24 protein-coding genes are annotated in these 20,445 nt (G+C 64.9%); 10 read left to right on the top strand and 14 right to left on the bottom strand.

The window, feature by feature from the left end:
• The first annotated feature begins 18 nt into the window (after window positions 1-18).
• The 5 genes from BKY26_RS11470 (at window position 19) to rpe (ending at window position 5,639) form a co-directional block, all read left to right on the top strand.
• A complete protein-coding gene (locus tag BKY26_RS11470; protein WP_071690528.1) occupies window positions 19-963 on the top strand; it encodes an ABC transporter permease in 945 nt (314 codons plus the stop codon).
• Entirely contained in the window at window positions 960-1,784 is an 825-nt protein-coding gene (locus tag BKY26_RS11465; RefSeq protein WP_071690527.1) for an ABC transporter permease, read from the top strand. The genes BKY26_RS11470 and BKY26_RS11465 overlap by 4 nt, the downstream gene beginning before the upstream one ends.
• Window positions 1,781-3,358, top strand: a complete 1,578-nt coding sequence (locus BKY26_RS11460; RefSeq protein WP_071690526.1) for an ABC transporter ATP-binding protein — start codon at window positions 1,781-1,783, stop codon at window positions 3,356-3,358. Before BKY26_RS11465 ends, BKY26_RS11460 begins: the two co-directional genes overlap by 4 nt.
• A gap of 4 nt (window positions 3,359-3,362) precedes the next feature.
• On the top strand, window positions 3,363-4,808 hold the full coding sequence (locus tag BKY26_RS11455; RefSeq protein ID WP_071690525.1) for an aldehyde dehydrogenase family protein: 1,446 nt from the start codon (window positions 3,363-3,365) through the stop codon (window positions 4,806-4,808).
• 141 nt (window positions 4,809-4,949) lie between these two features.
• On the top strand, window positions 4,950-5,639 hold the full coding sequence (gene rpe, locus BKY26_RS11450) for a ribulose-phosphate 3-epimerase (protein ID WP_071690524.1): 690 nt from the start codon (window positions 4,950-4,952) through the stop codon (window positions 5,637-5,639).
• A gap of 3 nt (window positions 5,640-5,642) precedes the next feature.
• On the opposite strand, the gene BKY26_RS11445 is transcribed toward rpe, so the two are convergent.
• A complete protein-coding gene (locus BKY26_RS11445) occupies window positions 5,643-6,095 on the bottom strand; it encodes a globin domain-containing protein (protein ID WP_071690523.1) in 453 nt (150 codons plus the stop codon).
• A 48-nt stretch (window positions 6,096-6,143) separates the two neighbouring features.
• On the bottom strand, window positions 6,144-7,400 hold the full coding sequence (locus BKY26_RS11440) for a urate hydroxylase PuuD (protein ID WP_071690522.1): 1,257 nt from the start codon (window positions 7,398-7,400) through the stop codon (window positions 6,144-6,146).
• A 110-nt stretch (window positions 7,401-7,510) separates the two neighbouring features.
• Here BKY26_RS11440 and BKY26_RS11435 point away from each other — a divergent pair, with 110 nt between their 5' ends.
• Window positions 7,511-8,413 (top strand): LysR family transcriptional regulator, encoded by a 903-nt coding sequence (locus BKY26_RS11435; protein WP_071690521.1) that lies wholly within the window; start codon window positions 7,511-7,513, stop codon window positions 8,411-8,413.
• A 60-nt stretch (window positions 8,414-8,473) separates the two neighbouring features.
• Here the strand turns inward: BKY26_RS11435 and uraH are convergent, their stop codons facing one another.
• Entirely contained in the window at window positions 8,474-8,830 is a 357-nt protein-coding gene (gene uraH, locus BKY26_RS11430; RefSeq protein WP_071690520.1) for a hydroxyisourate hydrolase, read from the bottom strand.
• A 149-nt stretch (window positions 8,831-8,979) separates the two neighbouring features.
• Here uraH and puuE point away from each other — a divergent pair, with 149 nt between their 5' ends.
• From puuE to BKY26_RS11415, 3 genes are read left to right on the top strand one after another with little or no spacing between them, the layout of a single operon-like run.
• On the top strand, window positions 8,980-10,392 hold the full coding sequence (puuE, locus tag BKY26_RS11425; protein WP_071690519.1) for an allantoinase PuuE: 1,413 nt from the start codon (window positions 8,980-8,982) through the stop codon (window positions 10,390-10,392).
• Window positions 10,389-10,877: an ureidoglycolate lyase gene (locus tag BKY26_RS11420; protein WP_071690518.1), complete on the top strand. Its 489-nt coding sequence runs from the start codon at window positions 10,389-10,391 to the stop codon at window positions 10,875-10,877. The genes puuE and BKY26_RS11420 overlap by 4 nt, the downstream gene beginning before the upstream one ends.
• A gap of 54 nt (window positions 10,878-10,931) precedes the next feature.
• The gene (locus BKY26_RS11415) at window positions 10,932-12,329 is read left to right on the top strand and encodes a uracil-xanthine permease family protein (protein WP_071690517.1); all 1,398 of its coding nucleotides are present in this window, start codon (window positions 10,932-10,934) and stop codon (window positions 12,327-12,329) included.
• A gap of 114 nt (window positions 12,330-12,443) precedes the next feature.
• Here the strand turns inward: BKY26_RS11415 and BKY26_RS11410 are convergent, their stop codons facing one another.
• The 4 genes from BKY26_RS11410 to BKY26_RS11395 form a co-directional block, all read right to left on the bottom strand.
• Window positions 12,444-13,265 carry a bifunctional allantoicase/(S)-ureidoglycine aminohydrolase gene (locus BKY26_RS11410; RefSeq protein ID WP_071690516.1) on the bottom strand — a complete coding sequence of 274 codons (822 nt, stop codon included), beginning with the start codon at window positions 13,263-13,265 and terminating at the stop codon, window positions 12,444-12,446.
• A gap of 133 nt (window positions 13,266-13,398) precedes the next feature.
• Window positions 13,399-14,034, bottom strand: a complete 636-nt coding sequence (ureG, locus tag BKY26_RS11405) for an urease accessory protein UreG (RefSeq protein ID WP_071690515.1) — start codon at window positions 14,032-14,034, stop codon at window positions 13,399-13,401.
• The gene (locus BKY26_RS11400) at window positions 14,028-14,693 is read right to left on the bottom strand and encodes an urease accessory protein UreF (protein WP_227435008.1); all 666 of its coding nucleotides are present in this window, start codon (window positions 14,691-14,693) and stop codon (window positions 14,028-14,030) included. The genes ureG and BKY26_RS11400 overlap by 7 nt, the downstream gene beginning before the upstream one ends.
• Window positions 14,677-15,138: an urease accessory protein UreE gene (locus BKY26_RS11395; RefSeq protein ID WP_071690514.1), complete on the bottom strand. Its 462-nt coding sequence runs from the start codon at window positions 15,136-15,138 to the stop codon at window positions 14,677-14,679. The genes BKY26_RS11400 and BKY26_RS11395 overlap by 17 nt, the downstream gene beginning before the upstream one ends.
• Before the next feature lie 80 nt (window positions 15,139-15,218).
• Between BKY26_RS11395 and BKY26_RS11390 the strand changes: the two genes are divergently transcribed.
• Window positions 15,219-15,548 carry a hypothetical protein gene (locus tag BKY26_RS11390; protein WP_071690513.1) on the top strand — a complete coding sequence of 110 codons (330 nt, stop codon included), beginning with the start codon at window positions 15,219-15,221 and terminating at the stop codon, window positions 15,546-15,548.
• A gap of 12 nt (window positions 15,549-15,560) precedes the next feature.
• On the opposite strand, the gene ureC is transcribed toward BKY26_RS11390, so the two are convergent.
• From ureC to BKY26_RS11360, 7 genes are all read right to left on the bottom strand, one after another.
• Window positions 15,561-17,273, bottom strand: coding sequence for an urease subunit alpha (gene ureC / locus BKY26_RS11385; RefSeq protein ID WP_071690512.1), 1,713 nt, complete (start codon window positions 17,271-17,273; stop codon window positions 15,561-15,563).
• Window positions 17,274-17,308: 35 nt separating this feature from the next.
• The gene (locus tag BKY26_RS11380; protein WP_071690511.1) at window positions 17,309-17,704 is read right to left on the bottom strand and encodes a carboxymuconolactone decarboxylase family protein; all 396 of its coding nucleotides are present in this window, start codon (window positions 17,702-17,704) and stop codon (window positions 17,309-17,311) included.
• Entirely contained in the window at window positions 17,704-18,009 is a 306-nt protein-coding gene (locus tag BKY26_RS11375; RefSeq protein ID WP_071690510.1) for an urease subunit beta, read from the bottom strand. The genes BKY26_RS11380 and BKY26_RS11375 overlap by 1 nt, the downstream gene beginning before the upstream one ends.
• Window positions 18,006-18,170 (bottom strand): hypothetical protein, encoded by a 165-nt coding sequence (locus BKY26_RS20255; RefSeq protein WP_158514330.1) that lies wholly within the window; start codon window positions 18,168-18,170, stop codon window positions 18,006-18,008. The genes BKY26_RS11375 and BKY26_RS20255 overlap by 4 nt, the downstream gene beginning before the upstream one ends.
• Window positions 18,171-18,182: 12 nt before the next feature.
• A complete protein-coding gene (locus BKY26_RS11370) occupies window positions 18,183-18,485 on the bottom strand; it encodes an urease subunit gamma (RefSeq protein WP_071690509.1) in 303 nt (100 codons plus the stop codon).
• A 1-nt stretch (window position 18,486) separates the two neighbouring features.
• Complete coding sequence (locus tag BKY26_RS11365) at window positions 18,487-19,383, bottom strand: urease accessory protein UreD (protein ID WP_083431423.1); 897 nt, start codon at window positions 19,381-19,383, stop codon at window positions 18,487-18,489.
• A gap of 88 nt (window positions 19,384-19,471) precedes the next feature.
• Window positions 19,472-20,338: a MurR/RpiR family transcriptional regulator gene (locus tag BKY26_RS11360; RefSeq protein WP_071690508.1), complete on the bottom strand. Its 867-nt coding sequence runs from the start codon at window positions 20,336-20,338 to the stop codon at window positions 19,472-19,474.
• Between the last annotated feature and the right edge of the window lie 107 nt (window positions 20,339-20,445).

Genomic DNA, 20,445 nt, shown 5'->3' with positions numbered 1-20,445 from the left:
TTGTCTAAGGTGGCGGCCATGCTGCGCTTTATCCTTGGCCGTCTTCTCTCGCTGAGCCTCAGCCTGATCGTCGCGAGCCTCGTCATCTTCACGGTGATCGAGGTCATTCCCGGCGACCCGGCGGCGTTCATGCTTGGGCTCAACGCGGATGAGGCGACGGTACAGGCATTGAGGGCCGATCTGGGGCTCGATGGCTCCAAGGCCGAGCGGTATCTCACGTGGATCGCGGGCATGGTGCAGGGCGATTTCGGCACCTCCTATACCTACCGCGTCCCGGTGGCGGAGCTTGTGGCGGACCGGCTGTGGGTGTCCTTGCCGCTGGCCATTCTGTCGCTGATCCTGTCCACGGCCATTGCTTTCCCGGTCGGGTTGCTGGCGGCGGCAAACCGGGGGCGGGCGGCGGATTACGGCATCATGGGCGGCACGCAGCTTGGCATCGCTATCCCGAATTTCTGGTTCGGCATGCTGCTGGTGCTTGTCTTCGCCGTGAACCTGCGCTGGTTCAGCGCGGGTGGTTTTCCGGGATGGGAGGAGCCTTTGCAGGCCCTCAAGTCGCTGCTGCTGCCCTCGGTCGCGCTGGCCCTTCCGCAAGCGGCGATCCTTGCCCGTGTCATGCGGTCTGCCCTCATTGAGACACTGGCGCAGGATTACATGCGCACCGCGCGGGCCAAGGGGCTGAGCCGTCGCCAGGCGCTGCTGCGACACGCGCTTCGCAACGCCCTGATCCCGGTCCTGACCATCATCGGCTTGCAATTCTCCTTCCTGCTGGCGGGTGCGATCATCATCGAGAATGTCTTTTTCCTGCCTGGCCTCGGGCGGCTGATCTTCCAGGGCATCACACAGCGCGATCTGGTGGTGGTGGAATCCGTCACCATGCTGCTGGTCTTCGCGGTCATCGTCGTCACCTTCCTTGTCGACATCGCCTATGCGATTGCCGACCCGCGCCTGAGGCGCCGCGCATGAGCCGCCTGCCCGTCCCCCTGATCCTCGGCGCGGTGCTGTCGTCGGTGTTCCTTGCCATGGCGCTGCTGTCCTTCGTCTGGACACCCCATGACGTGGAGCAGCTGGTGATCGCAAACCGTCTGCAACCGGCGAGCGGAGAGTTCCTTCTGGGCACCGACCAGTTCGGGCGCGACCTGCTGTCGATGCTGATGGTGGGCGCGCGGGTATCGCTGGCGGTGGCACTGGTCGCCGTCGGCATCGGCGTCGTGATCGGCGTGCCGCTCGGCCTTGCCGCTGCCGCGACGCGGGGAAGCCTGCTGGACGAGCTGATCATGCGCGGCAACGACCTGATCTTCGCCTTCCCCAGCCTTGTCATTGCAATCCTGATCACCGCCGTTTTCGGCCCCTCGGCCTTCAACGCGATCATTGCCATCGGCATCTTCAACATCCCTGTTTTCGCGCGTGTTGCGCGCGGCGGCGCGCTCAGCCTCTGGACGCTCGATTACATCCTCGCCGCCCGCGTGGCGGGCAAGGGCAAGGCCCGCATCAGTGCGGAACATATCCTGCCCAATATCGCCAACCTGCTGATCGTGCAGGCGACGATCCAGTTCTCGCTCGGCATCCTCGCGGAAGCGGCGCTGTCCTATGTGGGCCTGTCGGTGCAGCCCCCCACGCCCAGTTGGGGGCGGATGCTGTCGGATGCGCAAACGATGATCTACACCCACCCGATGCTGGCGGTGTTGCCGGGGCTCGCCATCGTGCTGATGGTGCTTGGCCTCAACCTGATGGGCGACGGGCTGCGCGACATGCTGGACCCACGGTTGCGGAGGGTCCGGCAATGATCGAGGTGGACCGCCTCTCGCTCGACATTCACGGCACGCCCATCCTGCGCGACGTGTCCTTTGCCATGCAGCCGGGCCGCACCTTCGGGCTGGTCGGCGAAAGCGGATCGGGCAAGTCGATGACCGCGCTTGCGCTGATGCAGCTGCTGCCGGACGGATCGCGGACCAGTGGGCGGGCCAGCCTTGACGGGATCGACCTGCTGGACCGGCCCGAGGCCGAAATGTGCGCCCTGCGCGGTAATGAACTGGGCATGATCTTCCAGGAACCGATGACGGCGCTGAACCCCGTGCGCACCATCGGCGATCAGGTGGCCGAGACCCTGCGCATCCACGGGGCCGCCACCCGCGCCGATGCCCTCGATGTCGCCCGGCAAAAGCTCGACCGCGTGGGCCTGCCGCAAATCGCGCTCGACCGCTACCCGCATGAGCTGTCGGGCGGGCAGCGGCAGCGGGTCTGCATCGCCACCGCCATCGCGCTCCGCCCCCGCCTGCTGATCGCGGACGAACCCACCACGGCGCTTGATGTCACCACGCAGGCCCAAATTCTCGACCTCTTGCGCGGGTTGGTCGACGAAGAAGACATGGCGCTCCTTCTCATCACCCACGACCTTGCCGTCGTGGCCGACATGGCCGACCAGGTGGCGGTGATGAAAACAGGCGAGATCGTCGAACAAGGCGCGACCCGCGACGTGCTGAGCCAGCAACGCCACGCCTATACCCGCGCCCTCTTCGAAGCGTCGGGCCACGTTCCCGCAAGAGGATCGCGACCCGAAGGGTCGCCCCTGCTCACCGGCACCGAGATCGACCGCCACTACCCTGGCCCGCGCATCGGGCTGTTTCGCCGGGGCGCCCCGCTACGCGCGGTGAACGGCGTCAGCCTTGCTTTGCAAGAGGGCGAAAGCCTTGGGCTTGTGGGCGAATCCGGCTGCGGGAAATCGACATTGACCCGCGCCATCCTCGGCCTCGACCCCATTCAGGGCGGCGAGATCCGGGCGCTAGGCAACCCGGTTTCTCCGCAGATGCCCCACGCCATGCGCGCGGGCATTCAGGTCGTGTTTCAGGACCCCTATGGCAGCTTCAACCCGCGCTGGTCGGTGGAGCATCTGGTGGCCGAACCCTACCACCTGCTGTCCGAGAAACCCTCTCGGACGGAACGCCGCGACCAGGTGGCCGAGGCTCTGGAGGCCGTCGGACTGCAAGCCTCCGACATGGACAAGTATCCGCACGAGTTTTCAGGCGGCCAGCGCCAACGCATCGCCATTGCCCGCGCGCTGATTACGCACCCGAAAATTCTGGTGCTGGATGAGGCGGTATCGGCCCTCGATGTCCGCGTGCGTGCCCAGATTCTGGACCTGCTGGCCGATCTTCAGGACCGGATGGGGCTGAGCTATCTGTTCATCTCCCACGATCTCACCGTGGTGCGCGCGATCACCGACCGGGTGATGGTGATGCAGGCCGGGCAGATTGTGGAGCAAGGCCCGACAGATACCGTCTTCGACGCCCCGGAGCATCCCTACACGCAGGCCCTTCTGGCCGCCGCGCCGCGCCTGCCCGACTATGCAAGAAAGGACTGATCCCATGCAGCTCTGGTTCGACCCCGCAGAAGTGTTCATCGGTGGCCGCTGGTTCCTGCCCGCCAGCGGCGAGACCCTGCCCTTGGAAAACCCGTCGACCGGCGAGGAGATCGGCCGTATCGCGCGGGGCAATGCGGTAGATATCGACAACGCGGTCAGCGCCGCGGAGGACGCACTGGTGGGCGAATGGGGCGCGCTGACCGCCGCCGAGCGGGGCCGCATCCTGATGCGGCTGTCGTGGCTCATCACCCAGAAGGTCGAGGAGCTGGCCGAGATCGAGGCCACCGACGTGGGCAAGCCTTTGGCGCAGGCCCGGAACGACGCGATCGCGCTGGCGCGCTACATGGAATTCTACGGGGGCGCCGCCGACAAGCTGATGGGCGAGACGATCCCCTTCCAAAACGGCTTTACCGTCTACACCCTGCGCGAACCGCACGGGGTGACGGGGCATATCGTGCCCTGGAATTACCCGATGCAGATCATCGGCCGGTCTGTTGGCGCGGCGCTGGCCATGGGCAATGCCTGCGTGCTGAAACCAGCGGAAGAGGCCTGCCTGTCGGCGCTGGCCTTCGCGGATCTGGCGCGGCAGGCGGGGCTGCCTGACGGGGCGCTCAATGTGGTGCCCGGCCTTGGCGAGGAAGCGGGCGCAGCCCTGACCGCGCATAAGGGCGTCAAGCACCTGTCCTTCACCGGCTCCGTCGGTGTGGGCAAGCTGGTGCAGACGGCGGCGGCGCAGAACATCGTGCCGGTGACGCTGGAGCTTGGCGGCAAGTCCCCGCAGGTGGTGTTCGAGGATGCGGACCTGGAAAAAGCGCTGCCCTTCCTCGTCAATGCAGGCATCCAGAACGCGGGCCAGACCTGCTCGGCCTCCTCGCGGATCCTGGTGCACGAGAGCCTCTATGATGAGCTCTGCACCCATATGGCGGCAGCCTATGACGGGCTGAAAGTGGGGCCCGCGATGGCCGATCTGAACGTGGGGCCCCTGATTTCCGCACGCCAGAAGGAGATCGTGGAAAGCTTCCTCGCCATGACGGATGAAAACCACATCCTCAGCCGGGGCCGCATCGTCGAGGACGCGCCGGCGGGCGGTCACTACGTTGCCCCCACCCTGATCTCTGGCGTGGGACCGGATCACAGCCTGTCACAGGACGAGATCTTCGGGCCTGTTCAGGTGATCATCCCGTTCCGCGACGAGGATCATGCAGTCGAGATTGCCAATGGCACGGACTACGGGCTGGTCGCCTCTGTCTGGTCCAAGGATGGCGGGCGCTGCATGCGGATGGCGAAGAAGCTGCGCGCGGGGCAGGTTTTTATCAACAATTACGGGGCCGCTGGCGGGGTGGAACTGCCCTTCGGCGGGGTGGGTCATTCCGGCCATGGGCGCGAAAAGGGGTTCGAGGCCCTTTACGGCTTCTCCGTGCTCAAAACGGTCGCGGCCCATCACGGCTAGGCGCGGGGACGGGCTTTGCAAAGCCCGTGACAAGCGGTTTCGAAACCGCTTCCAACGGCTTTTGGAAAAGCCGTCCCCCGCCCTTGATCAAACCGCGAGCGGACGTTAACCCCGCGCCAACCCATGCAAGAGGACTGCGCCATGCCTTTCGACCGCTCCATCAAGATTGCCCCGTCGATCCTTTCCGCCGATTTCGCGAATTTTGGCCAGGAGATCCGTGCCATCGAGGACCAGGGCGCCGACTGGGTCCATGTGGATGTGATGGACGGGCATTTCGTACCGAACCTCACCTTCGGGCCGCCCGCCGTGAAGGCCTTCCGCCCGCATGTGACAACCTTCATGGACGTGCATCTGATGATCGCGCCGGTCGATCCCTATATCGAGGCCTATGCCGAGGCGGGCGCCGACATGATCACCGCCCATGTGGAGGCGGGCCCGCATATCCATCGCACCCTTCAGGCGATCAGGGCCACGGGTAAGATGGCCGGTGTCAGCCTCAACCCCGGCACCCCGCTCGAAAGCATCGAACATGTGCTCGACCTCGTCGACATGGTGCTGATCATGACGGTGAACCCCGGCTTCGGCGGACAGAAATTCATCCACTCCGGTGTCGAGAAGACCCGCCGACTGCGGCAGATGATCGGCGACCGGCCGATCCATATCCAGATCGACGGTGGCGTGACGACCGAAACCGCCCCCCTTGTGGCGGCGGCGGGGGCCGATGTTCTGGTTGCTGGATCGGCTGTGTTCAAGGGCGGCTCGGTTGCGCAACCGCAGGTCTATGGCGAGAATATCCGCGCGATCCGGGCTGCTGCGGAAGCAGCTCTCTGACAGTTATCCCGCAGCCTCCAGCCGGGCCTGCGCAGCGGCAATCATCGGCAGGAACTGGTCGAAGGCAGCCTGCCAGCTGCCCTGCATCTCCGATGTAAACGCGTCCCCCAGACAGTCGCTGAACGCGCCCAGGATGGCCTTGGCCATGTGGCGCAGCTGCGTGTCGGAGATATGGAACCGGGCATGAGAGCGCGCGAGCCCCTCCGCCAGGCGGATCAGGTCCGCATCAGAGCCCATGGCCCGCACCGTGTAGGACAGGGCCTGCATGATCTTGGCCCGCTGCCCGGCCAGGTCGGCACTGAACAAATGACGCGTCTGCGGTTCCAGTTCGAAGAAGCGCTCGTAGACCCGCACCGCGAGCCGCGCCTTCACAGGAAGCGCCAGGGCAAAACTTTCGCTGATCAGGGCCGCCTGATCGGGCGGCCACGGGGCGGGAGGAGATGGAATATCGGTCATGGCCCTGCCAGACTGGCAGAGCCGCCTTTCCAACCCCTTAACGGGTGATCAGTTCATCGCCAGCCCAAAGGGCACATCCTCGCCCGCCGCACGATACCAGCGGCGAATGAGGGCGCGTTCCTCTTCCTCCATATAGGACACATTCGCAGGTGGCATCGCATCGGTCACACCGGCCTGCAGGTAGATTTCGCGCGCCGCACGGGCGATGTCGGCAGGCGTTTCCAGCACGATGCCACGCGGGGCCTGCCGGATACCGGGCCAGGAGGGTTCGCGCGCATGGCACATGGCGCAGCGGCCCGGGATCGTCCAACTCACATCCTCGAAGCCATCGGCGGCCATCAGCATTTCCTCGCGATGCGTCAGGTCGCGCGCCTCGCTCTCCTCGTAGCTGTCGTACTCACTGCCCGCCGTCGACAGCCACGCGATGCAGATGAACAGGATCACGGTCACCGCCCAGGTCCACCAGGGCATGCCCTTGCGCGCATGCATGGAGTTGAAGAAGTGCCGGATCGTGACCCCCATCAGGAAGACAAGCGCCGCGATGATCCAGTTATACTCGGTGGCAAAGGCCAGCGGGTAGTGGTTGGACAGCATCAGGAAGACCACGGGCAGGGTCAGATAGTTGTTGTGGGTCGAGCGCAGCTTGGCGATCTTGCCGTATTTCGGGTCGGGCGCACGACCCGCCTTCAGATCCGCCACCACGATGCGCTGATTGGGCATGATGATGAAGAAGACGTTGGCCGTCATGATCGTGGCCGTGAAGGCCCCCAGATGCAGCATCATAGCGCGGCCAGTGAAGATCTGGTTGTAGCCATAGCCCATGATGACGAGCAGCACGAACAGCAGCAGCATCAGCACCGTGGGCTGTTCGCCGAGCGGCGATTTGCACAGGAAGTCATAGACCAGCCACCCGATGGTCAGCGACGCGGCAGAGATCAGGATGCCCTGCCAGGTGCTCAGATCCGCTTTGGCCGGGTCAATCAGGTAAAGCTCCGCCCCCGCCCAATAGACCAGCATCAAAAGCGCCGCGCCGGAGAGCCATGTGGAGTAGCTTTCCCATTTGAACCAGGTCAGGTGGTCTGGCATCGCCTCGGGGGCCACCAGGTATTTGCGGATATGGTAGAACCCGCCGCCATGGACCTGCCATTCCTCGCCATCGGCCCCGCGCAGGTCACCCTCGCGCCGCAGGCCAAGGTCGAGCGCGATGAAGTAGAAGCTCGATCCGATCCAGGCGATTGCCGTGATGACATGCAGCCACCGAACGGCGGTCTCCAGCCAGTCCCACATGATCAGGAAATCCTGCATCCCCGTACCCTTTTTGGTTCTTTCATTCCAGTTTAGACCTATCGCAGCGCATGTTTAGCCGGTATTGCAAGAAATTACCGATCTGTTTCAAATAAAGGCTACGAATTCACATGGCCTATCTGGACAATGTGCGCACCTTTGTGCGGGTGTTCGAACTCGGGTCGATGTCGGCAGCGGCGCGCGATCAGCGGATCTCGGCGGCGGTGGCCTCGTCTCGCATCTCGCAGCTTGAAGAGCACCTGAATGTGCGTCTTTTCCAGCGAACGACGCGGCAACTGAACCCGACGGAACAAGGGGTGATCTTCTATCGCGGGGCTTGCAAGATCCTCGAAGCGGTGGAGGAAGCCGAGGCCGAGATCAACAAGGTCACGCAGACCCCGCGCGGCACGCTGTATATCGCGGCGCCGCTTGGGGTCGGGCGCCGGCTGGTCGCGCCTGCGATGCCGGCCTTCAAGGAAAAGTACCCGCTTATCGACATACGCCTGCGCCTGTCGGACCGGCGGCTTGACGTGGCCAAGGAAGGGCTCGACGTGGCCTTCTTTCTGGGCGTGCCCGAGGACAGCACGCTGCGCATCCGCAAGATTGCCGATTGCCCCAGGGTGCTGTGCGCCTCGCCGGATTATGTCGCGCGAAAGGGCATGCCCCGAAGCGGCGCCGATCTGATCGGGGGGAAACATGACTGCCTCAACCTGCGCTACCCCGGTGCGCCGGAGTTCCAGTGGCCGCTGCAAACGCCCGACGGGATCAGGCGGATTGCCGTGAAGGGGCCGTTCGAATCGGATGACGGGGATGTCCTGACAGGATGGGCCCTGGCCGGACAAGGGATCGTGCTGAAGCCGGTCTTCGAAGTGGCCGAGCACCTGGCTGCCGGAACGCTAGTGCCGGTGCTGGAGAATGAGCCGCCGGTGCCGATCCAGATGGCCTGTCTCTACATGCACCGCAAGCGGCAGGACCCCAAGGCGCGCCTGCTGATCGACTTCATGTCAGATCACATCAGGCGCGAACTGCCGTAAGGGGCGCGGGGAAGGATCTTCGAAGATCCTTTCAATGCCCTTGCAAGGGCATTCCCCCGCCTAGCTTCCCCGATAGGTGGAAAACCCAAAGGGAGAGAGCAGGAGCGGCACGTGGTAATGCGCCTCTGGGTCCGACATGCCGAAGCGGATCGGCACCTGATCGAGGAACAGCGGCTCATCTCCGCCCTGCCCCGATGCGCGCAGATAGTCGCCCGCAAAGAACACCAGCTCATAGATGCCGGTCGCAAAGCTCTCTTGGGGCAGGATCGGGCTATCGGTGCGGCCATCGTCATTGGTGACCATCTCGACCATCAACGTCGGGGCGTCCCCGTCGATCGAGTAAAGCGCAATCTTCAGCCCCGCGGCGGGGCAGCCCCGCGCCGTGTCCAGTACATGTGTCGTCAGATATCCGGCCATCGCCCTCTCCTTGGTCCTTGCGCCTGTTTATGCAGCGTTGCGACGCTCTGCGCACTGCCGCTCCGACAACAGCAGTTTCAAAAATCTCCAGAAAGTCAAAAGGCATTCCCTATTATATGGTAACAAAAACGCGACAAGGACAGCCCCCCGTGACACGCTATATCAGAGACATGCGCGGCCATGGCCCCGACGCGCCGGACCCGAAATGGCCGGGCGGCGCGAAGATCGCCGTGCAGATCGTGCTGAACTACGAAGAGGGCGGCGAGAACTGCATCCTGCATGGCGATGCGGCGTCCGAGGCCTTTCTATCGGAAATCGTGGGTGCCGCCCAATGGCCGGGCCAGCGGCACTGGAACATGGAATCGATCTATGAATACGGCGCGCGCGCCGGGTTCTGGCGGCTGCACCGTTTGTTCACCTCGATGAATATCCCGCTGACCGTCTATGGCGTCGCCTCGGCCCTTGCCCGCAGCCCCGAACAGGTGCGTGCCATGCAACTGGCCGGGTGGGAGATCGCCAGTCACGGGCTCAAATGGGTCGAACACAAGGACATGCCCGAGGAGGAGGAGCGCGCCCAGATCGCCGAGGCCATCCGCCTGCATACGGAAGTAACGGGCGAGCGTCCGCGCGGCTGGTATACGGGGCGCTGTTCGGTCAACACCATCGCCTTGGCCGCCGAGGCGGGGATGGACTACATCTCCGACACCTATGCCGACGACCTGCCCTATTGGGTCAAGATTGCGGACCGCGATCAGCTGATCATCCCCTACACGCTCGACTGCAACGACATGCGCTTTGCCACGCCGCAGGGGTTCAACTCGGGCGACCAGTTCTTCGCCTACCTGAAAGACAGCTTCGACGCGCTTTATGCCGAGGGCGAGGCGGGGCAGGCCAAGATGCTGTCCATCGGGCTGCACTGCCGCCTCATTGGCCGACCGGGCCGGGTGATGGCGCTGAAACGCTTCCTCGACTATGCCGCCGGGCATGAGGGCGTCTGGTTCGCCCGCCGCATCGACATTGCCGACCATTGGGCGCGGGAGCACCCGCCGGTGGACCGTCCCCTGCCCTCGCAAATGAGCCGCGAAGACTTCGTCGCGGCCTATGGCGGCATCTTCGAACATTCCCCCTGGATCGCGGAACGGGCTTGGGGGCTGGAACTTGGCCCCGCCCATGACTGCGCCGCCGGTGTGCACAACGCGCTGGCCCGTGCCTTCCGCAGCGCCAGCCGTGAAGAACGGCTCGGCGTGCTGCGCGCCCACCCCGATCTGGCCGGGAAACTGGCGGCGGCAGGAAGGCTGACGGCGGAATCGACCTCGGAACAGGCGGGCGCCGGGCTCAACATGCTGACCGACGAGGAACGCGAGGTCTTCACACGGCTCAACACGTCTTACGTGGACAAGCACGGCTTTCCCTTCATCATCGCGGTGCGCGACCACGACAAGGCCAGCATTCGCGCGAATTTCGAACGCCGCATCGGCAATGACACCGAGACCGAATTCGCCGAGGCGTGCCGCCAGGTCGAACGCATCGCGGAATTCCGGCTGATGGACCTTCTGCCGTGACCCTACTGACCCCTCGCCCCCTGACACAGGCCGCCTTCGCGCCCTTCGGGGAGGTGATCGAGCTGAAGGACGCGCCCGACAAGATCATAAATCAAGGCATGTGCGGGCGGCACCATGACCTGGCGCAACTCGATTTCGCGGATGGCCGCGCAGGGATCAGCCTGTTCGATGCCGAAGCGCGGTACCTGCCTTGCGAGGTGGCGCTGGTCGAGCGTCACCCTCTGGGAAGCCAGGCATTCATTCCCATCTCGGGAACCCCTTTCCTCGTAATCGTGGCCGAGGATGACGGCGGCACGCCCGTCAACATCCAGGCTTTCGTGACCAGTCAACGCCAGTCCGTGAACCTCCATCGCGGGGTCTGGCACGGAGTTCTCTGCCCGCTTGGGGAACGCGGGCTCTATGCCGTGGTCGACCGTATCGGCCCCGGCGACAACCTGGAGGAGCATTGGTTCGATCAACCGCTGAAGGTCGGGCCAATGATCTGAACCCGCCAGCAAGAGCGGGATTTTCGGCACCATCCAACAATAGGGAAACGAGAGATGGCTGACACGTCAATCGGGACCGCAGAACAACTGCGCGATCCCAACTATACACCGCCGCTGGCCAAGGCTGTGCCACTCGGCATCCAGCATGTGCTGGCAATGTTCGTCTCGAACGTCACACCGGCAATCATCGTCTGCGGCGCGGCGGGCTTCGGCTTCGGGTCGAACTCGCCCGACTTCCCGCAGATGATCTACATGATCCAGATGTCGATGTTCTTTGCGGGCGTCGCGACACTGATCCAGACCATCGGGATCGGCCCCATGGGTGCGCGCCTGCCGATCGTGCAGGGCACGTCCTTTGCCTTCATCCCGATCATGATCCCGCTGGTCGCGGGCCAAGGCGTCGATGCGATTGCCGTGCTGATGGGCGGCATTCTTGTGGGTGGCCTCTTCCATGCCTGCCTTGGCCTCTTCATCGGCAAGATCCGCTTTGCCCTGCCGCCGCTGGTGACCGGTCTTGTCGTCACCATGATCGGTCTGGCGCTGGTCAAGGTCGGTATCCAGTATGCGGCGGGCGGCGTGCCCGCCATCGGGACCGAAGAATACGGGTCGCTTCAGAACTGGACGGTTGCGGGCGTGGTGATCCTTGTCACCCTCGGGCTCAAGTTCTTCACCCGCGGAATGCTGTCCGTGTCTGCGGTGCTGCTCGGGTTGATCGCTGGCTATGTCGTGGCCATGGCCATGGGAATGGTCAACTTCAGTGGCATCGGCCGCGCAGCCAGCTTCGCGCTGCCCAACCCGCTGCATTTCGGGCTGGAGTTCAGTGTCGCCGCAATCGTCGGCTTCTGCCTGATGAGCTTTGTCTCGGCGGTCGAAACCGTGGGTGACGTCAGCGGCATCACCAAGGGGGGTGCGGGACGCGAGGCGACCGATACCGAGATCCAGGGCGCAACCTTCGCGGACGGGATCGGCACGGCGGTGTCCGGTCTGTTCGGAGCGCTGCCGAACACCTCGTTCAGCCAGAATGTGGGTCTCATCGCCATGACCGGCGTGATGAGCCGCCACGTGGTGACCATCGGGGCGATCTTCCTGATTGCCTGCGGCCTGGTGCCCAAGATCGGTGCCGCCATATCGACGGTGCCGATCGAAGTGCTTGGCGGCGGCGTGATCGTCATGTTCGGCATGGTGGTCGCGGCCGGGGTCTCGATGTTGTCGGACGTGAACTGGAACCGCCGCAACATGGTGATCTTCGCAATCGCCCTGTCGCTCGGGCTTGGCCTGCAACTGGAACCCGGTGCGCTGCAGTACCTGCCGCCCACGCTGAAGGTTCTGGCCACCTCGGGCATCCTGCCCGCCGCCCTGATCGCCATCGTGCTGAACCTGGTTCTTCCGCAGGAACTGGCCGCGGAGGCAACGGAAGAGGTCTCGGGCGGCATGTCCGGCCACGGTCGCTGAACCACCAGACCACGACACACGGAAAGGGCCGCACCTGGCAACAGGCGCGGCCCAATTTTCTTGCAAGAAAATTGGAAGGATCTTGCAAGATCCTTCCACCGCAACGCTCGGACGTCAGAGCCTGGCGTGACGGTTCACATCCTTGTAGAGAAGGTAACGGAACGGCCCCGGACCGCCAGCGTAACAAGCCTGCGGGCAGAAGGCGCGCAGCCACATGAAATCGCCCGCCTCGACCTCGACCCAGTCCCGGTTCAGCCGGTAGGCGCCCTTTCCTTCCAGCACGTAAAGCCCGTGCTCCATCACGTGGGTTTCCAGGAAGGGAATGACCGCCCCGGGTTGCAGCGTCACGATGGTGACGTGCATGTCATGGCGCAGATCGTCATGATCCATGAAGCGCGTCGTGGCCCAAGCCCCGTCCGTGTCCGGCATGACATTGGGCGCTATCGCCGCCTCGTTTGCCACCACGAACGGCTCCGGCAGCCCCAGCCCATCCACCGGCTGGTAGGCCTTGCGAATCCAGTGGAACCGGGCCGGCACCCCCGCCATGGCCCGCAGGCGCCACTCGGCACCGGCTGGAACAAAGGCAAATCCGCCAGCGCCGATCTCGTAATCCGTTCCGGCAATGGTGATCGCCAGATGACCTTCCATGACGAAAATGGCGGCCTCTGCGCGGGGGTCCGTCTCGGGCCGGTCGCTGCCACCGCCCGGCAGGACCTCGGCAATATATTGCGAGAAGGTCTCGGAAAATCCGGACATGGGGCGCGCGATCACCCAGAAGCGCGACTGTTCCCAGAACGGCAATTGCGATGTGACGATGTCAGAGAAGCAACCGCGCGGGATGACCGCGTAGGCCTCGGTGAACACGGCCCGATCCGTCAGCAATTGCGTTTGCGGCGGCAAGCCGCCCGTGGGGGCATGGTAGGTGCGGGGGGGCATTCTGGGCAGGCTCCGATCAGGACAGTCAGATCCCATCAAACCCGAAGCCCGGCCCCCGCACCACAGTCAAATGCGCCCTGTCTTGGCTGAAGGTATCCGTGGCAGAAGCTGATAATCCGCCCCTTGACCGCGGTCAGGCCCCGGCGGCGTTCCGCATGGGCAGCCCGCCGATCCGCGCAATCTGATCGACGACCCCATCCACCCCCTTGCGATGTTTGAGCTGCGCGAAGAGGAAGGGTCGCCCGGCCCGCATCCGGGTGGCGTCTCGGTCCATCACCTCAAGGCTCGCCCCCACATATGGCGCCAGATCGGTCTTGTTGATGATCAGAAGGTCCGACTTCGTGATCGCAGGCCCGCCCTTTCGTGGAATCTCCTCTCCTGCCGCCACGTCGATGACGTAGAGCGTGATATCCGCCAGTTCCGGGCTGAACGTGGCCGACAGGTTGTCGCCCCCGCTTTCGATCAGCACCACGTCGAGATCGGGAATGCGCGCGGTCAGTTCGGCGATGGCGGCAAGGTTGATCGAGGCATCCTCGCGGATCGCGGTATGCGGACAGCCGCCGGTTTCGACGCCCATGATCCGTTCCTGTGGCAGGACCTGCAGGCGCATCAGCGCCTCGGCATCCTCCTGCGTGTAGATGTCGTTGGTGATGGCGGCGATGGACCAGCGGTCGCGCATCGCCTCGCACAGCGCGGCGGTGAGCGTGGTCTTGCCAGCGCCGACGGGGCCGCCGATGCCGACGCGAAGGGGGCCATTCATGCTCATGATCTGAATATCCTCGAATACAGGGTTTCATGGCGCATCGACGCGATATCGGCCAGGAAAGCACAGCTGCCGATATCGTCGAGCGTGTCTTGCAGGGCCTCGGCGGCGATCGCGGGGCAAAGCCGCGACAGGCGCGCCAGTGCCGCCTGCCCCTCGGTCTGGCCAAGGGGCACGAAGCGAATCGCGGCGGAGGTCAGGTTCGCGGCAAAGGCGTGCAGGTAGAGCGTGGCGACGGCGTCCAGCGGGAGGCCCATCAACCGCGCCGCCCGCCCCACGGCGACGGGATAGGTCAGATCCGGCAGGTCCCCGCCCCAGATTGCGCGGGTGGTCTGCGTGAAGGACTGGCCCTGCTGGACGGTTTCCAGAAGCCGTTCCTTCGACGGGGCCAGCGTGCGGGCAAGCGCGTCGATCCCCGGAAGCGCCGGTGCGTCGGCGTCATGGGCTGCCCGCAGCAGGGTAACATCGGTGCGTGGGCTGCCAAGGGTCAGCACGTCCCCGATCCACCCCTCTGCACTGGCGGCATCGCTGACGCGCCCCTCGGCCACCGCCTGTTCCAGCCCGTGGGAATAGGCAAACGCTCCGACCGGGTAGGCAGGCGAAAACCATTGCGTGAGGATCAGAAACGCGGCGGGGTCGGTCATCGGATCAGTGCGCGTGGCCATGGCCGTGATCATGGCCGTGAGTGCGCCCGTGGCCGTAGGCGCCCCCCTCGGGGGTGAAGGGTTCGAGAATCTCGCGCGTCGTGGCCCCGAGCCGGGCCAGCATGTCGGCGATCACGTGATCGGGCTGGATCAGCAGCCGCCCAGCCTCGATCTGGCAGGGGGTGTGGCGGTTGCCCACGTGCCAGGCGACGCGCGTGAGGTCGGGTGCGGTGATTTCCAGCAGCGGCTCGGGCGCGGCCTCGATGGCGATCTCGCCCTCGGGCGTGACCAGCACCCCGCCATGGTCGAGCGAGGTTGTCTTGGGCAGATCCACCAGCAAGGCCCGGCCATCGGTCAGGCTCAGCACCTTGCGGCGCAGGAACCGCCCTTCGTAATCCAGCCGGACGGTGCCGACGGGCGTTGCATGGGCATGGCCGTGATAGGCGGTGGCGGTGAGGTCGGTCATGGTGGAAACTCCGAAAAAGCAGGGCGCCAGGCCCGCAGGCGGTTAACCAGGCGTTCATCTTCGCGTGACAGGATGCCCGCATGAACAGAAGCCACCCGACACCGCGCGACCTCGCCGATGCGCTTGGCGCGGTCCGCGAAGACATCAAGGCACTGAAGCAGCGCGAGGCGGAGCTGCGCGCCGCCCTGCTCGATGCGCGCTGCAACGGCCCGGTTGCGGGCAGCCATTTCGTCGTGACGGTCCGTGAAAGCAGCCGGCGCAGCATCGACATGAACGCCCTGCCCGACGCCATTCACCGCGACGACAGATATTGGAAAATCAGCACGACGCGGACGGTCGTCACCAAGCCCATTCCCCGACCGGGGCCGGTCCCGCAGGAGGAGGACATCGAACTGATCGAACCCTGGTGACATCAGCACCCCTCAGAACAGGAAATAGCGCTGCGCCAAGGGCAGCACCTCGGCGGGCTGGCAGGTCAGCAACTCGCCGTCCGCGCGCACTTCGTAGGTCTCGGGGTTCACCTCGACCACCGGCAGCGCATCGTTGAGCCTAAGGTCCTTCTTGCCGATGCCGCGGGTGTTCACCACCGGCAGCGTATCCTTAGCCAGCCCGAGCGATTTGCCGATCCCGTCCTCCTGCGCGGCGGCGGAGACGAAGGTCACGGCGGACCGTTCCACCGACCGGCCATAGGCCCCGAACATGGGGCGCGTATAGACCGGCTGCGGCGTGGGGATCGAGGCGTTCGGGTCGCCCATCTGCGCCACGGCGATGGTGCCCCCCAGAAGAACCATCTCGGGCTTCACGCCGAAGAACGCGGGCGACCACAGCACGAGGTCCGCGCGCTTGCCTTCCTCAATGCTGCCCACATGGGCGCTGATCCCGTGGGCGACCGCCGGGTTAATCGTGTATTTCGCCACGTAGCGGCGGACGCGGAAATTGTCGTTCTGGCCGGTCTCATCGGCCAGCCGCCCGCGCTGCTTCCTCATCTTGTCGGCGGTCTGCCAGGTGCGGATCAAGACCTCGCCCACGCGGCCCATGGCCTGACTGTCCGAGGCGATGATCGAAAACGCCCCCATGTCGTGCAGGATATCCTCTGCCGCGATGGTTTCGCGCCGGATGCGGCTTTCGGCGAAGGCCACATCCTCGGGGATCGACTTGTCGAGGTGGTGACAGACCATGAGCATATCGAGATGCTCTTCCAGCGTGTTCACCGTGAAGGGGCGCGTGGGGTTGGTCGAGGAGGGCAGCACATGCTCCTCGCCGCAGATCTTGATGATGTCGGGCGCATGGCCCCCGCCCGCGCCCTCGGTGTGGAAGGCGTGGATCGTGCGGCCCTTCATGGCCTTCACGGTGTTTTCCACGAAACCCGACTCGTTCAGCGTGTCGGTGTGGATCATCACCTGCACATCCATGGCATCGGCCACAGACAGGCAGCAGTCGATGGCACCGGGCGTTGTGCCCCAATCCTCGTGCAGCTTCAGGCAAGAGGCGCCCGCAAGCACCTGTTCCTCCAGCGCGGTGGGTAGCGAGGCGTTGCCCTTCCCCGCGAAGGCGAGGTTCATCGGGAAGGCATCGGCGGCCTGCAGCATCCGCCCGATATGCCACGGCCCCGGCGTGCAGGTGGTGGCGAGCGTGCCATGCGCAGGCCCTGTGCCGCCGCCGATCATGGTGGTCAGGCCCGAATGCAGCGCATCCTCGATCTGCTGCGGGCAGATGAAGTGGATGTGGCTGTCGATGCCGCCCGCCGTCAGGATACGCCCCTCGCCCGCGATGACCTCGGTCCCCGGGCCGACGACGATCGTCACCCCCGGCTGCGTGTCAGGGTTGCCCGCGTTGCCGATCCCGTGGATGCGCCCGTCCTTCAGGCCCACATCGGCCTTGTAGATCCCCGTCCAGTCCACGATCAGCGCGTTGGTGATCACGGTATCGACCGCCCCCTCGGCCCGCGTCGCCTGCCCCTGCCCCATCCCGTCGCGGATGACCTTGCCGCCGCCGAACTTCACCTCTTCGCCATAGGGGCCGGTCAGGTCGCGTTCGACCTCGATGATCAGGTCGGTGTCGGCCAGCCGCAGCCGGTCGCCCACGGTAGGGCCGAACATGGCGGCATGATCGCGTCGGGATAGGGTGGCGGGCATCGGGGCCTCCTGTCAGGGCTGCTGGCGCTCGGTCGTCATGCCCGGAACGCCTCGTCCACGGGCACCTGCAGCATATTGGCCAGCGCGTTGGTGCTGCTGGCCATGGCCACGACCGACATCAATTCGTTGTACATCTCGGGGGTCATTCCCTTGGCGCGGGCCGAGGCCGCGTGGGAATGACAGCAGTATTCGCAGGCATTGGCGGCCGAGACGGCGATATAGATCATCTCTTTCACCAGCGGGTCCAGCGCGCCGGGGCCCATGACGGGCTTTAACCCTTCCCACGTCGCCTTCAGCTGCGCCGGGTTATGGGCCAGCGCGCGCCAGAAGTTGTTGACGTAATCCGTGCCGCGCGTGGCGCGGATATCGGCAAAGACCGCCGCCGCCTCGGGCGTCAGCTGATCGTCGGTCAGAAGGGGTAGTGTGGCCATCAGAGATCTCCCATCACCTGTTGGTTGAAGCCGAAGACGCGGCGTGCGCCCCCGATGGGGATGAGATTGACCTCGCGCCGCTGTCCCGGCTCGAAGCGTACGGCGGTGCCCGCGGCGATGTCGAGCCTGCGCCCGCGCGCGGCGGTGCGGTCGAAATCGAGCGCGCTGTTGGCCTCGGCGAAATGGTAGTGGCTGCCCACCTGCACGGGCCGGTCACCTGTATTGGCCACCATCAGCGTGATCGCCTCGCGCCCCTCGTTCAGAACCAGATCGCCCTCGGCTGGAAACAGCTCTCCGGGGATCATCGGCGGACCCAGCCGATCAGGTAGCCACCCGCCAGCCCCGCCGCCAGCAAAAGCGCGCCCACGAACCAGCTGTTGGCCTCGTGCGGGTGCAGGTGGCCGCCCTCGTGGGCCTGCGCGGCGGTGGCGAGGATCAGTGCAAGACCCGGCAGAAGATACTTCATGGTAATGCCCTTTCAGCGAATGGGGTTGTGAACGGTGACGAGCTTGGTGCCGTCTGGAAAGGTGGCCTCGACCTGCACTTCGTGGATCATCTCGGGGATGCCCTCCATGCACTGGTCGCGGGTAATCACCTGGGCGCCCACCTCCATCATGTCGGCGACGCTGCGCCCGTCGCGGGCGCCTTCCACGACGGCGTCGGTGATCAGGGCGATGGCCTCGGGGTGGTTCAGCTTGACGCCGCGCGCCAGCCGCTTGCGGGCGACCTCGGCGGCCATGGCGATCAGCAGCTTGTCCTTTTCGCGGGGGGTCAGGTTCATGTCACAACATCCATGTTCGGGGCAGATCCGCCCGGTGCAAAACGGTGATGACAGGGATCAGGCTGGCGCGCAGGGCGAAGCTGTCTTCGGCCAGAATGCGGATGAACAGCAGATCGGGACGGATCAGGCTTGCCCCACCGGTTTCAGGCAGCAGATCGCGGACATCGCCCAGAAACGCCTCGGCCCCCGGCGCGGCGAAGATCACCGTTGCCAGTGCCGTCGCACCGTGACCGGTGGCATGGCCCTGCATCTGCCGGGACACATCGCCGGTCAACCGGGTGGCATCGGTGAACAGGCGCGCGCCATCGCGGAATATCTCGATCCGGTCAGACAGGCGAATGTCGCGCAGCACCTCACCCATAGCGCGGCGACCGAAGACCAGCGGTTCCACGACCAGAAGGCTGGCGTCTTTGGCCATGGTCACCGACAGACGTCGGCGCAGGCTGCTTCGATCAAACAGGATGGTTTCCTGCGGTAGCCAGTCGATGCGCCCGCCCGCGCCGATGGTCAGGCGCGTGTCCACGTATCCGGTTTCCCCCGGCTGCGCCCGGTAGATGCGTTCGGCGGCCTGCGTGGTCAGGGTCAGGCGCGCGGCGGGCTCTGCGTCGGCCTCAACGATAAAGCGGTCGCCGCCCGTCACCCCGCCCGAGGTGTTCAGCAGCACCGCCTGCGGCCAGCCCGGCGTCTGTCGCGGGAACAGCACGCGCATCGACCCGGATTGCCGCAATCCGCGCAATCCTGACGGTCCAGCGGTCAACCGCGCCGCGCCGATTGCCCTTGGCTGGCTTGCGACCCCGGACAGGTCTTGCGCTGAGAGCGGCTTGTTGATGGGAGCCTCCGTCGGGTTGTCCGACACCAGAGGTGCCCCCGATGTCGCCAGAGTCGGAAGGCCGAGCATAAAATCCGGGCGTTCCCCCATACATGGATGCTGAATGGTCGGGCGATCCTGCCAAGAATGCCCAAAAAGAGGGCAGCAGGCAGACGGATCAGGTGAACTTGCGAAACAGCCGCGTCATGTCGAAAAGCTCGTCCAGACGGTCATAGCGGTCCTTTGTATCGGGCCAGCTTTTTTCCTGCGTGGCAGCGATCAGCGCCTCGACCAGCATCATGGTGGAGATGTTGGAATCCCAGGCCGACGGGATTTCCACCCAGCAATTGAACACCTGCCCCGCGACCTTCGCCACGGGCGAGGCCCATTGATCGGTGATCAGGATGATATTGACGCCGCGCGGGGCCACCAGATCGGCCAACCGTTCCAGATTGGTTTCATAGCGGCGCACGTCGAACATCAGCAGCGTGTCGCCTTCGACCATGTCCAGCACGTAATGCGGCCAGGTGGCGGAGGACGATGTCATATGGGTGACCCGCGGTCGAATCGCCTGGAAATGGGTGAAGGAATAGTCGGCCAAAGCCCGCGTGATGCGCCCGCCGACCACGTAAAGCCGCCCGGATGTATCCGACAGCCGCTCCACCGCCTGATCGAACTTCGAGGTGTCGATATTCTCGAAGGTCTGGCCGATATTCTGCTGCACCGCCTCGGCGAACCGGTTCAGCATGTGGGTATCCGGCGCCGCCGCCGCCCATGTGGCCCGGCGCTGCGTAGGGCCCGAGGCCCGCGCCTCCAACTCTTTCAGCAGGGCCTGATGAAACTGCGGATATCCTTTGAACCCAAGCTTTTGCACCATCCGCGCCACTGTCGGCGTGGATACGCCCGCGTTGGCGGCAACGGCAGTGATCGAGGCCAAACCGGCGGAAGGATAGTTTTCCAACAGCGCATTGGCGAATTTGCGTTCTGACTGGGTCAGCAGGGAATAGTGTTCGCGGATCAGCTCCCGGACGGTCGTTGCGGCCATGAAGTCCCTCCACCAGACAGGTTCTGCCGAAATCCCGGGCAGGTTGGCTGCAGTTCTTAGCAGTTGGCGCAGCCCGGTCCAAGCACTCTGGAAATATATTGACAGAA

This window comes from Nioella sediminis (assembly GCF_001879695.1).
Classification (GTDB): domain Bacteria; phylum Pseudomonadota; class Alphaproteobacteria; order Rhodobacterales; family Rhodobacteraceae; genus Nioella; species Nioella sediminis.
This window is presented reverse-complemented; position numbering and strand designations above follow the sequence as displayed.